This window comes from Listeria booriae, assembly GCF_000766865.1.
Taxonomy (GTDB): Bacteria; Bacillota; Bacilli; order Lactobacillales; family Listeriaceae; genus Listeria_A; species Listeria_A booriae.
This window is the reverse complement of the sequence record NZ_JNFA01000025.1, coordinates 77,265-92,422: the sequence shown is the minus strand read 5'-3', so window position 1 is coordinate 92,422 and position 15,158 is coordinate 77,265. Positions and strand designations below refer to the sequence as shown.

Genomic DNA, 15,158 nt, shown 5'->3' with positions numbered 1-15,158 from the left:
AATTTTCAACAAAGCGTAAGAAAGGGGTTAGAGTGAATGAAAGAATCATTATCCAAATTCAAGAAATTCATCACAGAAAACAAATTTGTGCTTGGGTTACTTATTTTTCTATTAGTAGCACTCGATATTTATGTGTTGACGAAGATCTCATTTATTTTCCATCCATTGATGGTCATCATTTCAACCGTAGCGGCACCAATTATTTTAGCGGGAATTTCGTATTATTTACTAAACCCATTAATTGATTGGCTCGAGAAAAAGGGATGGCGCCGCGGTTGGTCGATTGGGCTTTTGTACCTTGTTATTATCGGGATTTTGGTACTAATATTTAGTTTTATCGTTCCAGCAGTGCGAGACCAAATTGTAAGTTTAGTTAAAACGTTCCCGAGCTATTGGGACAAAGTAGTTTCACAATTCAACGAGTTCTCCCGGTCACCGTTGTTCGACCAGGCAAAAACGAAAATACAGGAGAATTTAAGCGATATTACGAAAACCATTTCGGAAAAAGGGGCTGGCGTTGTAAGCAGTGCCATTGATAGTATCGGCAACGTGGTTGGTACAGTTACCGAAGTCGTGTTAGCGATTGTAACGACACCGCTCGTGCTTTTCTACTTACTGAAAGACGGCAAGAAGTTGCCAGATTTCCTTTTAAAAATGTTACCAGTGAACTCGCGTGCGCATACGCGCCAAGTGTTACATGAATCCAATGCGCAAATTAGTTCTTATATTCGTGGACAGATCATTGTTAGTTTTTGTATCGGTGTGTTGTTATTCATCGGTTATCTCATTATTGGCTTGCCGTATGCGCTGACGCTGGCGATTATTGCGGCGTGTACGAGTATCGTGCCTTACTTAGGGCCTGCGATTGCGATTACACCAGCGATTATTATTGCGATTGTGACTTCCCCGTGGTTGTTGCTAAAATTAATCATCGTTTGGGTAGTCGTACAATTACTGGAAGGGAAATTTATCTCGCCGCAAGTTATGGGTAAAACGCTCAAAGTCCACCCAATTACGATTTTATTCGTTATTTTAGTCGCCGGAAAACTGTTCGGCGTACTCGGTGTTATTTTTGCAGTGCCGGGTTATGCAGTACTGAAAGTCATTGTGACACATATGTTTATCTGGTTTAAGCGCGTATCGGGACTTTACGGGGAACAACCCGAGAGCGACTTTGCTGAGAAAACACCAGACAAAACTTCATGAAATTCTCATGAACCTTTCTGAAAACTTTCATGGGAGTACGGTAATATAGAAACTGTAATAAGGACGCAGTTAGTTTCCCCCCTTTTTCTAACTGTGATACCTTGAAACTCCTTTTTCAGGCCAGCACCCCTAGCTGGTCTTTTTTTTGTTTTCTATCATTTTGTCATTGAAGATGTGGCGGAAACTCGGTATGATAGAAGAAAAGGGGAGATACATATGAGTAAAATAGAAGGTGTAGAAAAGATTACGGAAGACTTCATGATGGAGATTATTCCAAATGCTGCGTCCACAATGGAAATCGTCTTTGATTGGGAGTTCAGTGACGATGGGGCGGATGATATTCTTGCTATTTGCGGGAACGATGTAGCTATGATTGTGATGGAGTATGACAAGCATTTGGAAGCCGCGCTAAAAGAAAGAGGGACACCATATCAATATTCTGGACATGAAATATTTGTGCAAATGCCGAGTTTGCGTGACGCGGAATTTTTAATCGGAGGCTTTTATGTGACGGAAGGTGTTTCGAGCATGTCGGTGTTCTTGATGAAAGAGGCCCAGCCAAAGCTTTTGAAAGTACAACATAAAAAGAAAACAGAATGGCAGCCTCATTTTTATTTGCAGGATGAGGGAATTGTGTTGTTCTTAATGGATGACCAGGCAGTTGCGCTTGTTTGTGGGCAAAATGATACGGTGACGAAAGATTTTGTTGAGGTGGCGAAACGACGTCTTGCAGGGGAACGCGTTCCGTTGATTGATACGCTCGGCGAGGCGGAACCACTTGAGATTACTGACGAGCTACTAATCGATTTGAATTTGCCGGTATCTGCGCCATTTGAAAGCGTGACAGGGAAGGTTTTGTCAGATCCGTCTATTATTAAAGAATCACGAGCTCGCGGCGAAATTAACGCGATTTATACAGACGAACTTGTACAAGTAATTACATCAGAAGACCTCGATGATTTCTTTAAAAAGGAGAAAATTCCGTTTCGTAAAGAAAATGGCTGGCTTGTTTCAGAGGCGATTCCAGAAGAGAAGCGGGAGCGTATTTTATCGCGGTGTCATAATGAAGCTTTGATTGAATTGACGTTTTTGTTTTATGGGAGTACACCAAAAGTGAGCTACGAGAAAAAGCAAAATCAGCGTTTTTGGAATAAGTTGATGTCGTCGCATTTTCAGCCAGTATTTGAACTGAATGATGGTGGCAAGTGTGTCGTATTGGCGCTCGACGGGGAAGTTGCGATTTGTTATGAATAAGTGGAGTGGGGGATTTAGATGGATATGATATTGGTTATTTTTATTGGCTTGATTGGTCTTTTTGTGTTGTATTATTTGAGTATGGTTGTTTATTTTTGCGTGACAGGAAGGCCTGCGAAAATAGATGATGTGGTGTTTTGGAAGAAGACGAAGGCGTTTTTGCGGGAGCATCATGAGGAGGCTGTGAATCTAGGGAAGATGAAGTGCGTTGCGATTTGCCAGTTTATTTGTTTTGTGTTGGCGGTGTACTTGTATTTCGTTGTGGATATTTCGTCGATTATTTTGATTCCGTGTTTTGCGGTGGTTTATTTGGGCGCGAATTTGTTGTATGTGAAATGGATATGAGGGAGGCAGAGGCTTGATGAAACATTGGCGTGACTGGGAGCGGATGCAAGAAGAACTTCCTGGGATGCAAGTGCGGTATTTCGACACAATGTTGCGCTTTTCGCATGACTATTTGGAGTTGCCGCCGTATTATGAGAGGAAGGCTTGTTTGACTTCGGTGTTTTTGGAGGAGTTAGATGGGAAGGCGTATGATGTGACGCTGCGTTTTATTGGGGTTTGTAGTTTGAAACTAGATATGCATTTTGAGTATTTGGGAGATATCGAGATTTCACCGGAAGAGATTGAGGATATTCATTTTTATGTGCATGATTATGAGCACGGCGGGATTTCGTTTTATTGTGAGGAAATTGCGTATGTTGGGGCGCAGGAAAATGTGGAGGAGAATTTGCAACTGGCGCTTAGTCGGTGGAAGCAGTTGGTGCAGATGGAGCTACTGGATGAGGACGCGCTTGGGAAGGCGTTCAAGGATTTGGCGGTTTTTGCGGATCGACCAATGGTTGCGGACTTGTTGCGCAAAAGTGTGACGCATGAGAATGCAGTGATTCGGAGGCTTGGTTATCAGTATATGGCAGAAAATCGCAAGTAGTTGGAGAATTCTTGCGAAACTCGGTTGAAGTATTCCGAAAATTATGCTAAAATTCGTATTATAGATTTGGAGGGATTTGATGGAAAACAATAATTCATTTTTCAGAAAAAAGAAATTTCACTTAGAAACGGACAGTTCGCGACATCTGAATAAAACGTTGGGCGCTTTTGACTTGACGATGCTTGGTGTTGGGGCGGTTGTTGGTGCAGGTATTTTTATTTTACCAGGTGAAATTGCGTCGGTGGTTGCGGGACCCGGGATTATCATTTCGTTTATTATTGCAGGTTTAGCTTGTTGTTTGGCGGCGCTTTGCTATTCGGAATTTGCTTCTAAATTGCCAATTGCAGGTAGTGCGTATACATATAGTTACCATGTATTTGGTGAAGGAATTGCGTGGATACTGGGCTGGTCGTTATTGCTAGAATACGGGCTCGCTGTTGCGGCAGTTGCCAGTGGTTGGGCGGCTTATGTGAAAAGCTTGCTCGCTGGGTTTAGTCTTCATATTCCGCAGGCTATTTCAGGATCGTATAATCCGGACAAAGGCACTTATTTTGATTTATTCGCATTCTTAATTATTATCGTTATTGGTGTTCTATTATGTTTAGGTATTAAAGAATCGACGCGTGTTAACAACTTGATGGTGCTTCTAAAAGTAGCAGTTGTTGTGCTATTCATTATAGTTGGGGTATTCTACGTGAAACCAGACAACTGGACGCCGTTCTTGCCATTTGGATTCAGTGGGGTTATAACAGGGGCTTCGATGGTATTCTTTGCTTATATCGGCTTTGACGCTGTTTCAACGGCATCGGAGGAAGTGAAGAATCCACAACGCAATATGCCAATCGGGATTATTTCTTCGCTAGCGATTTGTACGCTGTTGTATATTTTGTTATCGGGTGTTTTGACAGGGATTATTCCTTACGCTGATTTGACGGGCGTTAGCGCTCCTGTAGCGTTTGCACTACAAGCTATTGGCCAAAATTGGTTCGCAGGTCTATTGTCGCTTGGGGCGATTGTGGGGATGACAACAGTTATTCTTGTTATGTCTTATGGTGGTACACGTTTATTGTTCGCGATGGGGCGTGATGGCTTGTTGCCGAAGAGTTTTGCGACATTAGGAAAACGCAATACGCCAGTTCGTAATACACTTATTTTTGCGATTACGATGGGCTTGGTTGCGGGTGTTGTTCCGCTAGCGCAGTTGGCTGAGTTGATTAATATTGGGACACTATTTGCTTTCTCGATGGTATCACTAGGTATTTTCTTCTTACGTAAAAATAAAGATTTGCCGCAAGATGGCTTTAAAACACCGCTGTATCCAGTGGTGCCGGCATTGTCGTTCTTACTATGTGTTTACTTGATTCTAAACTTATCCGCGATTACATGGATTTCATTCGCGATTTGGTTTGTTGTTGGGATTGCGGTTTACTTTGTTTACGGTAGAAGACATTCACAATTGAATAGTCAAAAATAGAAACTGCGCCAAAATCTGATGTGAGATTTTGGCGTAGTTTTTTAGGCACACAAAGTTACGGTTTTTATTATTTTACGACTACTATGCTTGCTGCTGAGAATGTTTTGAAGTCAAGTGTTTGAGAAACTTCGATGATTGTGTTGGCATATAGGAATGGGATATTGATAGAGAACTTGCCATCTTTACCTACGAAATCAGTATTGTAAGCACCGTTGATTTTAGTTTGTACTACAGAACCTGGAGTTGCAGTTCCTGTTACGTATTTGTCGCCTGCTGATACAGGGTTAACTGTTGGTGCTACGAGTCCAGGGTTTTCGCTTGGAGTTGGTGGAGTAACAGATGGTGTAATGTAAGGTGATACTGTAACTACAGTTGATACAGAGAACGTTTTGAAATCGAATGTTTGGCTGATTTCTACGTTTGTAACGTTTGTCAGTGTTGGCAGTTTGAGCGAGAATTGGCCGTTATTATCTACGAATGCTGAATAGAAATTATTATTGATTTTAGCGTGGATCATAGCGCCTGGCATTGCTGTTCCTGTTATATATTTACTTCCTGGTGCTACTGCATCAACTAATGGAGAACCAAGTTTATAAGATGTTGCTGATACGCTATTTCCTGAGAATGTTGCTGCGTGTGCTACAGAGCTTAATGGTTGTGCTACTACGGATAAAGCGATAGCTCCTACGAATGCGATTTTTGCTACTTTGCTTGTGCTTTTTTTGTTAATCAATTGAAAAACTCCTTCTGCAAGTATATTTTTGTGAATGTTTAGTGTTTTTTTGGGAAAAGGATTGACTGTATGCTCCGTTGATTAAAGTTGTGTCCAATTGAGCATGTAACTTCTCTTTATTCCTATAAACAGATGCCACAAATTAAGGATAATTGGTATAAGCTTCACTATATGAGTTGTAGGCTTCGGAAATACGTATACACGATTATTGATTTTTATAATTGTAACAATATTTCGTGTGTGCCTTTTTGTTTGGTTATAGAGCAATAACACATGTATGTATAGTGAAGCGTTTGATAACTCATGATAATGCGCTGATTTCAACTATCTGGCTCCAATTATAACGTAATTTTACTTACTTTATTTCAGAAAAAAATAATAAAAATCACAATGATAGGCTGTAATTTGTGAACATTTTGTTACAGATGTGTTTAAATGGAGATACATGTATTTTTACTATGAAATTATTGGTTATTATATTGGAAGTCAGCGTTTAAGACGTGATTTGCATCGTTTAGGAAAGATATGATTTTTGGCTATGTTTTTGTGGTAGTATAGTATTAAAAAGTAAGGGAGAGCTGGAACGTGAGAAAATGGGTTGCAGCGGGTTTGATTGTTTTGGGGCTGGTTTTTGTTGTTCTGGCTTGTATGACGTATGTGAAAAAAGCGGAGATTGTGAAGAAGGGGCAAAGAATGCAGCGAGAGATTTATCAGCAGTTTGGGAGAACGGATGCGTTTCGTTTACTCCCAATGGAACGATTGCAGCGGAGGGACTAGGATATGCTTGTTTTGAAGTTTATTGTATTGGTTATTTTGTTTTTAACGTTTGCGGGATTGGCGGATTATTTATATCATGGGAAACGGTGGAATAGATGGGTGCGATTTCCTTTGGCGATAGTTTGTTTTGTGATTGGGCTGGAGTTATTTCAGATGGCAGTTATGATGTTGTTTGATGATTTTGGTGTGCCGATGCCGTCTTGGATGAAGTGGTTGATGGAAGAGTGATGATGCTGAGATCAGACAGTTTAAAATAAGACGCGAAATCTTAGCACAGGTTTCGCGTCTTATTTATTATGTTTTGTAATAATAAGTATTTAAAATATCTATTTTACTTATTGCTGAATTATTTGTATGCTATAGATGTGTTAGCGAAACGTTTGCTGTAAGAGGTCGAGTAACTTGATTTGGACGTCGTCGGTAGGAAAAGCGTGATTGCTAATTTGGTAAAGTGGTCGTGTGATAGGTGTTGACGGCGTTTCGTAAGGAAAATCGCGGACGCTTAAGTCGGAAAGCAATGTTTTTCCGGTGCCTTGTTCGAGTAGTTGCAAAATGGCTTCGTTGCTTGCAATTTCGATTTTTTGCTGTGGGATAATGTTTTCTTGTTGGAAAAATTGATCGGTGTATGCTCGGATGCCGGAACCAGTTTCGCGCAGCAGCCAGAGCTCGCTTTTCATATCGCCTGCTAAAACTAATGAATCGTACGCAAAAACTTCGCGGGTCACGGTTGGCGCGATGATGGGGGATTCGACAAGGCCGACTTGGTAGTCATGGGTTTCGACGTTATGAAATATCGCGGTTGAATTGGCGATGGTGACTATGAAATCATAATTTGGAAAATGGGCGTGGAGTTGTGGCAGGACTTGAGGGAGCATATAAACGCCGATGGTTTGGGAGGCTCCAATGGTGTATGCTGTTCGCGTCTTACCGCGCAGTTGTTCTAGGTCGTTCAAGCTTGCTTCCCATAAGGAGTCCATTTGTTTCGCGCGGACGTAAAGCAGATCGGCGCTTTCTGTTGGGACGGCTTTATTCCGGCCGTTTCGCAAAAATAAGGTCGTATTGGTGAGTTCTTCTAGTTTTTGAATATGTAGTGATACGGTTGGCTGTGAGATAAAGCGTTTTTGGGCCGCATGTGTGAAATTTTGTTCTTCGTAGACGGCCATAAATGTTTGGAGTAGGTGGAACAATGTGATTCGCCCCCTTTTTTATACATATCGGGAATTTTTGCCCGTTTGGTTTTATTATAGCATGAAAGATTAGGAGTTGAATGGAATTTGGAAATGAGATGGAAAGAAACAGGTTTTTGGATTGGGATTTTAGTGACGCTTGCTTGTTCGCTTGCGGGGAAATATTTGGCGTTACTGCCGGGCTTGCAATTGATTGGCGCGCTTGTGATTGCGCTGATTCTTGGGATGCTCGTGCAAGTAAGTCGGACTGTTGTTGTGAGCGCGCAGCCGGGGACGGGATTTATTTCGAATAAGTTTTTGCGATTGGGGATTATTTTGTTGGGGTTCCGATTGAACTTGGAGGCGCTGGCGGATTCGGGAATAAAGACGATTGTACTAGCGATTGTGGTTGTGGCTTTTACGATTGTGACGGTATATTTTCTTTGTAAATGGCTAAAAGTCGAGGATTCGCTTGGACTAATGGCGGCTTGTGGTTGCGGGATTTGTGGGGCCGCTGCAGTGATGGGTGTGTCGCCACAAGTGAAGGCGAAGAATGATGATGCGGTGTTGGCGGTTGCTGTGGTCTGTATTTTGGGTACGGTGTTTACGCTGATTGAGGTCGGTTTAAAGCCTGTGCTTGGGATGACGCCGACGCAATTTGGTGTGATGACGGGTTCTTCGTTGCATGAAATTGCACACGCCGTTGCGGCTGGAGGTGCTGGTGGAACGCGGGCGCTTGATGCTTCGATTATTATGAAACTGTCGCGGGTACTTCTTTTGGCACCAGTGGCTGTGATTGTTGGGATTATCGCGCAACGCAAAGCAAAAGCAACGACGGACGAAAAAAGTAAGTTGCCAATCCCGTGGTTTATGGGCGGATTTCTGTTGACTAGTGCAATCGGGACGTTTGTTGCGATGCCAGCTGAGCTTTTGAATGGCTTGGTTTCGGTTGCTTATATTTGCTTAGGAATGGCGATGGCGGCGCTTGGTATGAGCGTGAATTTCCAAGTGATTATTCGCCGCGGTGGTCGTGTTTTCCTAGCGGCAACGATTGGCTCGGTGGCGTTGCTAGCTTTGTCGATTACGGCGAGTAAATTGTTTTTTTAAATAACTTGAGTTTGAAAAAAGTACCTCGCCAAAAAATCAGCGAGGTACGTATCTTTATTCCATCACAAACTGGTTATGATACAGCTCGGAATAGAATCCTTTTTGTTGTAGTAATGATTCGTGTGTGCCTTGTTCGATGACTTCTCCTTGATGAAGAACGACGATGTGGTCGGCATCAAGAATGGTTTTCAGACGGTGGGCAATGACGAAACTTGTGCGTCCAGAAATGACGTTATCCATTGCTTTTTGGATACGGGCTTCTGTTACGGTATCTACATTACTTGTCGCTTCATCGAGAATGAGAAGGGACGGATTTGTAATGATGGTACGCGCGATGCTAATCAATTGCTTTTGACCAACGCTGAAGATGTTGTTCTCATCGCTAATTGTTGTTTCGTAGCCGTTTTCTAACGTCATGATGAAGTCGTGAATGTTGGCTTGTTTTGCGGCATCGGTTACTTCGGCGTCTGTTGCTTCTGGTTTACCGAACACGATATTATCGCGGATGGTTCCGGAGAACAGGACGGAATCTTGAAGAACGATACCGACTTGTTGACGTAGGGACGCGAGTTTGATATCACGAATATCGATGTCATCAAACAGGATGGCGCCGTTATCCACGTTGTAAAAGCGGTTTAGCAAGTTCATGACGGTTGTCTTACCGGAACCTGTTGGGCCAACGAGGGCAACCATTTTACCTTTTTCAACGTCAATGGAGACATTTTTTAGGACTGGTTTTTCAGGTGTGTAAGCAAAGTCGATGTTTTGCAGTTTCACGCTTTTGTGAACGCCGTCGATTTCTTGTAAGTTCGCGCGTTCGACTTCTTCTTCTTCGTCAAATATTTCGCTGACACGACGCGCACCAGTGATTGCGAGTTGTAGCATGCTGTACTGAGACGAGATTTGTGTAAGCGGCATATAGAATTGTTGTGAATACTGAACGAACATAACGATTAAGCCAAGTGCTGCTGTACGTTCGATGCTACCATCAAGCGCCAACCAACCACCGAAGAAAATAACAACGGCTGTGTTGACTAAGGAAATACCTTGCATCATCGGGAAAAGTAAACCGGAGTAAACTTGGCCTTTGAAGGTAGCGTCTTTCACGATATTGTTATGTTTCACAAAGCCTTCGATTGTTTCTTCTTCTAGACCGTTTGTGATAACGATTTTTTGACCAGAGATTTTCTCATCGATATAACCGTTTAGTTCGCCAAGACGATCTTGTTGCATATCTACGTATTTACGGGCTTTACGAATGATTAACGCAGCAATGATAATAGCTACAGGAGCCAAAATCAACGTTACTGACGCAAGCTTCACGTTTTGTTGGTACATCATGATAATAACACCAATCATTAGTGCCACGTTGGATAAAACTTGGACAAGCGCTTGGTTCAGCGTGTTCGAGATGTTATCTAAGTCACTTGTGAAACGGCTTAGCATTTCGCCATCTTTATGTCCATCGAAGAAACGGATTGATAATTTCTCCATTTTGCGGAAAAGGCCAATACGCATCCGGTTTGTAGCACGACCTGAAACACCGGCCATTAGGATGGTTTGGATAAATGTTGCTGCTGCTAGTAAAACGTAGAACAGAATCAGCATCCAGATAATATGAACAAAGTCGGTCTTGTCGTCAACACCAGTTGTGAAGAGGCGTTGCGCGTAGTTCGCCAACTCTTGAATCGCTTTACCGATATATTCAGGAGCCTTGACTTGTAAATACGTAGCACCAATAACTGCTAAAATAATGACGGTCATCTGCCATTTATAAGCTTTTAAATAGTGCCAGAAAAAGCGGACGATACGTTTAAATTCGTTCATTACGCGTCAACCTCCTTTCCCTTTTGTGTGTCATAGATTTCTCTGTAAGTCTCACTTGTTTCTAGTAGTTCTTTGTGTGAGCCAACGCCAACGAGTTCCCCAGCATCGAGTACTAGGATTTTGTCTGCGTGGATAACAGAAGAGATTTTCTGAGCGATGATGAAAGTGGTTGTGTCGTTTAATTCTTTGTTTAATGCTTCTTTCACGAGTTTCTCACTGCGCGCGTCTAAGGCACTTGTGGAATCGTCTAGAATCAAGATTTTTGGATCGCCAATGATACCGCGTGAGATGGAAAGGCGTTGTTTTTGCCCACCGGAGAAGTTGTTTCCGCGTTCTACGATTGGTGCGTCGTAAACATCGGCTTGACGCTCGATGAATTCTTTCGCTTGGGCGATACGTGTTGCTTTCTCCATATCTTCTGAGGTAGCATCTTTTTTACCGTGGCGCAAGTTCTCAGCGATTGTGCCTGAGAATAGAATCGCACGTTGTAAAACAAGGGACACTGTGTTGCGAAGTGTTTGCTTGCTTACTTTCTTCAAGTCTTCGCCGCCGATAAGTACTTGGCCTTCTGTTGGGTCATAAAGTCGTGGGATGAGCTGTGCTAGGGTTGATTTACCAGACCCAGTCGCGCCAACAATACCGACCATTTCACCAGGGCGAGCTTGGAAGGAAACGTGTTTTAGTGCTTTTGTTTCGTCGCCTTCATATTGGAAGCTAACATCGCGGAATTCTACGCTGCCGACTAAATCTTTGTCTTGCGCGTTTTCGTCGTATTTGATGTCTGGTTCTGTGTCTAGCACTTCACCAATCCGTTGAAGGGAAATCATCGCACGTGAAGCCATCATCATCAGCATACCACCGATAATAATTGCCATCATAATTTGCATTAAGTAGTTCATGAAAGAAGCAATAGCCCCGATAACTTCGGGATTATCCTTCACTAAATCACCAGCAAAATAAATCGCCGCAACAACTGCCATATTAGAAACGAGCATAAATGCTGGAATCATAATGGAGAAAAGTTGACCAACAACGATTGTATGGTGTGTTAATTTATCACTTGTGTTTGTGAAACGTTGCAATTCATTGTCTTCTTGAACGAATGATTTCACAACGCGCATACCCGCCAAGTTTTCTTTCGCAATAGCATTCACGCGGTCGATGAAAGTTTGAATTTTGCCGAAATGTTTACCCATTCTTCCGAAAATCAGGAAAACGATGAGGAAAACAAGCACGACAAGCACGATAATAATCCACCAAAGTTCTGGTAAAGTATACATCGCTAAAATAAAACTACCAATAAACATAATCGGAATTCGAGTTAGTGACTGTAAAGATAGCATCACTAAGTTTTGAACTTGCGTAATATCATTCGTTTGACGAACAACTAGGTTCCCTGTGGAAAGTCTCTCAATATTGCTGAAGGAGAATGTTTGAATTTTGCGGAAACTAGTTTCACGAATGTCGGCTCCTACACCTTGTGCCACTTTTGCAGAGAGGATAGTGTTTAGGATACCGGCGATAAGACCCACAATTGCAATAATAATTAGTAAAATACCAATGTTTGTGATTTCGTCCATATCGTCTTTAATAATTGCTTCCAGAACTTGTTGTAATAATTTCGGTTGCCATAATTGTGAGATAACCATGACGACGATAAACAGTGTGGAAAGCGTGGTTTGAAGCTTATATTTCTTTAAGTGTTGAAATAAAACTTTCATTATAGACCTCCTTTTTGTGTGTTGCAAACCCAGCACGAACATATATTCTAATACAAATTGTTTTAATTAGCAAGGGAAAACTGAAACTTTATTCTAGAATTAGGCATTGTTCGGAATTTAGACAAATTTGATGGACCAACTTGTTAAGTAGAGCCATTGTAGGCGTGCTATTCTTCACATAATAGTGATTAAATGTACAAAATTGTATTTTTTTTAAGAGTTGCTATGAAACGCCTTTCATCTATTATAATGTGAGAGGTAGGAAGTAGACTTGTCGACAGATGGCGCGGATTGTGGGATAATCACTGGAGAGATCATGATTCGCTAGCTTGTGAGAAAATGGGAGGAGCTTGTTAGATGAATATTTTAATTGCGCTAATACCTGCGTTGATGTGGGGAATTATGCCGCTATTGATTACAAAGATTGGCGGTACGACAAGACAACAGACGATGGGGATTACTTTTGGAGCGCTTGTTTTTGCGTGTATTGCATTGGCGTTTACAGATCCTAAGTACACGATGGAGACGCTGGTTATTAGTTTTATTACAGGGTGTTTATGGGCGGTTGGACAAATGTTTCAGCTCAAATCCTTTAAGTTGATTGGTGTTTCAAAAGCGATGCCGATTTCAACGGGGATGCAACTTGTAGGAACGACATTGTTTGGTGTTTTACTTTTTCATGAATGGGATACGGCGTTTCGAATTACGCTCGGTTTCATTGCTTTAGCACTTATTATTATCGGTATTTTCATGACATCGTATGCAGAAAAAGATAATTCTGGGGAGTCAAAATTAAATAGTGGACTCGTCGTGTTAGTTATTTCTTCTTTAGGATATATCGGATATGTTGTTATTATTCAAGGGTTTTCAATCAATGGCTTCGACGCGATTTTGCCTCAGGCGGTCGGAATGGTTGTAGCAGCACTGGTGATGACAGCGCGGAGCAAGGAAGATACGGAAAGCAGATTCGTGAAAAAAACGGCGTTGCTTATTATTCCGGGTGTGCTTTGGGCGTCGGGGAATGTGGCGATGCTTTATGCGAATAGTCTTGTTGGTGTGGCGACTGGGTTTTCTTTATCGCAATTGGGTGTTGTTATTTCAACGCTTGGCGCGATTTTGCTACTCGGCGAACGCAAGACGAAGAAAGAGCTTATATTTGTGATTATCGGTGTTATTTTAGTCGTTATTGGCGGCGTACTTATCGGTCTGACAAAAGCATAATCGAACGAAAAATCCATGATGCAGCCGGGAAATGGCGTATCATGGATTTTTTTATACATGGAATGGGTTTGGCATATCATGTGCTTTCTTTTCTGCGGTGACGTATTGGATTTGCGCTTGGATAATCGATGTTGCATCTTTGGAGTCGTAGCGCGCAATTTTGATGTCGATTTCTTTGAGGTTTTCTTGCAATTTCTCTTGTTCGCGGAGGACGTGTGCTTTATGTTCTTGGAGCATGGTTTTGCGCTCGCTGATCGAGTTCGGGCCGTTCATACAAAGCTGGATGTAGCGCTTAATGTCTTTTATAGGCATACCGGTATTTTTGAGACAACAAATCGTATGGATGAAATTCATGTCGGATTCGGTAAATACGCGATGACCAGATTCGTTTTTGGAAACAAAAGGTAGTAAACCGTTCTTGTCGTAGAAGCGAATCGATGAAATGGAAATATCAAAATACGCCGCAACGTCTTTAATAGAGTAAGTTTGATACATTTTTAAAAACTCCTTTTCAAAAAAAGTTTGACCTCGACCATGGTTTAGGATTTACACTAAGTATAGTTCAAAAGAAATCGAAACACAAATTGGAGGAAAATAAAATGAATCATAAAATTTTAGTTACGGGTGGAACAGGTTTTGTCGGGGTACACATTCTTTTGCAATTACTACAAAAAGGATATGACGTGAAAACAACGTTGCGTTCGATGAAGAAAAAAGACATGATTATAGAAACTTTAAAAGAAAATGGCGTTCAAAACTTGGAGCAGTTGTCATTTATTGAAGCAGATTTATCGGAAGACCGTAATTGGGAAGAAGCAATGGAGGACCGCGATTACGTGTTTAGCGTGGCTTCACCGGTTTTCTTTCACGAGCCTGAAAGTGAAGAAGAAGCAATTCGGCCAGCGGTAGAAGGGATTACAAGAATTCTAAAAGCAGCCCAAAAAATGAACGTGACCCGCGTTGTGATGACGTCTAATTTTGGCGCTGTTGGGTTTAGTAAAAAAGCTGGGACGGGTGTCGTAACGACGGAGGAAGACTGGACGGACGAAAATGCGGCGGGCTTATCTATTTATGAAAAATCGAAATTATTGGCGGAACGCGCAGCATGGGATTTTGTAAATCAACCAGATACTACGTTGGAATTTGCGACGGTGAATCCAGTTGCTATTTTTGGCCCTTCATTAAGTGAACATATTTCGGGTAGCTTCATGCTCATCAATAATTTATTGAACGGATCGATGAAACGCATTCCTGAAATCCCGCTGAATATCGTTGACGTTCGTGATGTTGCAGACATTCATATTCGCGCAATGCTAACACCGGAAGCTAACGGCGAACGCTTTATTGCCTCAGCAGACGGCCAAACATCACTACAAGAAATTGCCGAACTACTAAAAGCAAAACGCCCACAAATCGCTCATAATGTCTCGACGAAAAAACTTCCAAACGCGGCACTCCGCACAGCGGCTTTAGTGAACAAACAAGCAAAAGAAGGCCTATTAATGCACGTCATGAATCGCAATGTGAAGAACGATAAAGCGAAACAAATGCTGGGCTGGCAACCGATTTCAACGAATGAGGAAGTCATTTTAGCATCGGTCGATAGTATGGCGAAATTTAAATTAATATAATAATAGGAAGGAAATCCAGTTTTTCATTTTTTTCTTAATTGGAGTAACTTTTGACATTACGCGTGTTTTTCACTTTTCTCGTAGTATTCTTGGTATGTAAGAAAAATAAT

At 41.9% G+C, this 15,158-nt stretch carries 15 protein-coding genes; 10 read left to right on the top strand and 5 right to left on the bottom strand.

Annotated features, from left to right (window positions below):
- The first annotated feature begins 36 nt into the window (after positions 1-36).
- From EP57_RS11635 to EP57_RS11615, 5 genes are all read left to right on the top strand, one after another.
- Positions 37-1,206, top strand: coding sequence for an AI-2E family transporter (locus tag EP57_RS11635; protein ID WP_036086957.1), 1,170 nt, complete (start codon positions 37-39; stop codon positions 1,204-1,206).
- Positions 1,207-1,422: 216 nt separating this feature from the next.
- Positions 1,423-2,460, top strand: coding sequence for a hypothetical protein (locus EP57_RS11630; RefSeq protein ID WP_036086956.1), 1,038 nt, complete (start codon positions 1,423-1,425; stop codon positions 2,458-2,460).
- Positions 2,461-2,478: 18 nt separating this feature from the next.
- Positions 2,479-2,805: a hypothetical protein gene (locus EP57_RS11625; RefSeq protein ID WP_036086954.1), complete on the top strand. Its 327-nt coding sequence runs from the start codon at positions 2,479-2,481 to the stop codon at positions 2,803-2,805.
- A 16-nt stretch (positions 2,806-2,821) separates the two neighbouring features.
- Complete coding sequence (locus EP57_RS11620; RefSeq protein ID WP_036086952.1) at positions 2,822-3,391, top strand: hypothetical protein; 570 nt, start codon at positions 2,822-2,824, stop codon at positions 3,389-3,391.
- A gap of 79 nt (positions 3,392-3,470) precedes the next feature.
- Entirely contained in the window at positions 3,471-4,865 is a 1,395-nt protein-coding gene (locus EP57_RS11615; protein WP_036086950.1) for a branched-chain amino acid transporter BcaP, read from the top strand.
- A gap of 67 nt (positions 4,866-4,932) precedes the next feature.
- On the opposite strand, the gene EP57_RS11610 is transcribed toward EP57_RS11615, so the two are convergent.
- The gene (locus tag EP57_RS11610; protein WP_036086948.1) at positions 4,933-5,598 is read right to left on the bottom strand and encodes an Ig-like domain-containing protein; all 666 of its coding nucleotides are present in this window, start codon (positions 5,596-5,598) and stop codon (positions 4,933-4,935) included.
- A 585-nt stretch (positions 5,599-6,183) separates the two neighbouring features.
- Between EP57_RS11610 and EP57_RS11605 the strand changes: the two genes are divergently transcribed.
- Together EP57_RS11605 and EP57_RS11600 are read left to right on the top strand one after the other, a co-directional pair.
- Positions 6,184-6,375 (top strand): hypothetical protein, encoded by a 192-nt coding sequence (locus EP57_RS11605; protein WP_036086945.1) that lies wholly within the window; start codon positions 6,184-6,186, stop codon positions 6,373-6,375.
- A gap of 3 nt (positions 6,376-6,378) precedes the next feature.
- Positions 6,379-6,603 carry a hypothetical protein gene (locus EP57_RS11600; RefSeq protein WP_036086943.1) on the top strand — a complete coding sequence of 75 codons (225 nt, stop codon included), beginning with the start codon at positions 6,379-6,381 and terminating at the stop codon, positions 6,601-6,603.
- A 140-nt stretch (positions 6,604-6,743) separates the two neighbouring features.
- Here EP57_RS11600 and EP57_RS11595 read toward each other — a convergent pair whose 3' ends face one another.
- The gene (locus tag EP57_RS11595) at positions 6,744-7,562 is read right to left on the bottom strand and encodes a LysR family transcriptional regulator (RefSeq protein WP_052167658.1); all 819 of its coding nucleotides are present in this window, start codon (positions 7,560-7,562) and stop codon (positions 6,744-6,746) included.
- A gap of 93 nt (positions 7,563-7,655) precedes the next feature.
- On the opposite strand from EP57_RS11595, the gene EP57_RS11590 reads away from it, so the two are divergent.
- Complete coding sequence (locus EP57_RS11590; RefSeq protein WP_036087241.1) at positions 7,656-8,648, top strand: YeiH family protein; 993 nt, start codon at positions 7,656-7,658, stop codon at positions 8,646-8,648.
- Between the two features lie 54 nt (positions 8,649-8,702).
- On the opposite strand, the gene EP57_RS11585 is transcribed toward EP57_RS11590, so the two are convergent.
- Positions 8,703-10,475, bottom strand: coding sequence for an ABC transporter ATP-binding protein (locus EP57_RS11585; RefSeq protein WP_036086942.1), 1,773 nt, complete (start codon positions 10,473-10,475; stop codon positions 8,703-8,705).
- Positions 10,475-12,196, bottom strand: coding sequence for an ABC transporter ATP-binding protein (locus EP57_RS11580; protein WP_036086941.1), 1,722 nt, complete (start codon positions 12,194-12,196; stop codon positions 10,475-10,477). The genes EP57_RS11585 and EP57_RS11580 overlap by 1 nt, the downstream gene beginning before the upstream one ends.
- A gap of 357 nt (positions 12,197-12,553) precedes the next feature.
- Between EP57_RS11580 and EP57_RS11575 the strand changes: the two genes are divergently transcribed.
- Positions 12,554-13,417 (top strand): GRP family sugar transporter, encoded by an 864-nt coding sequence (locus EP57_RS11575; RefSeq protein ID WP_036086939.1) that lies wholly within the window; start codon positions 12,554-12,556, stop codon positions 13,415-13,417.
- Between the two features lie 51 nt (positions 13,418-13,468).
- Here the strand turns inward: EP57_RS11575 and EP57_RS11570 are convergent, their stop codons facing one another.
- A complete protein-coding gene (locus EP57_RS11570; protein ID WP_036086936.1) occupies positions 13,469-13,912 on the bottom strand; it encodes a MerR family transcriptional regulator in 444 nt (147 codons plus the stop codon).
- Positions 13,913-14,016: 104 nt separating this feature from the next.
- Between EP57_RS11570 and EP57_RS11565 the strand changes: the two genes are divergently transcribed.
- Positions 14,017-15,048: an SDR family oxidoreductase gene (locus EP57_RS11565; protein ID WP_036086933.1), complete on the top strand. Its 1,032-nt coding sequence runs from the start codon at positions 14,017-14,019 to the stop codon at positions 15,046-15,048.
- Positions 15,049-15,158: the final 110 nt, after the last annotated feature.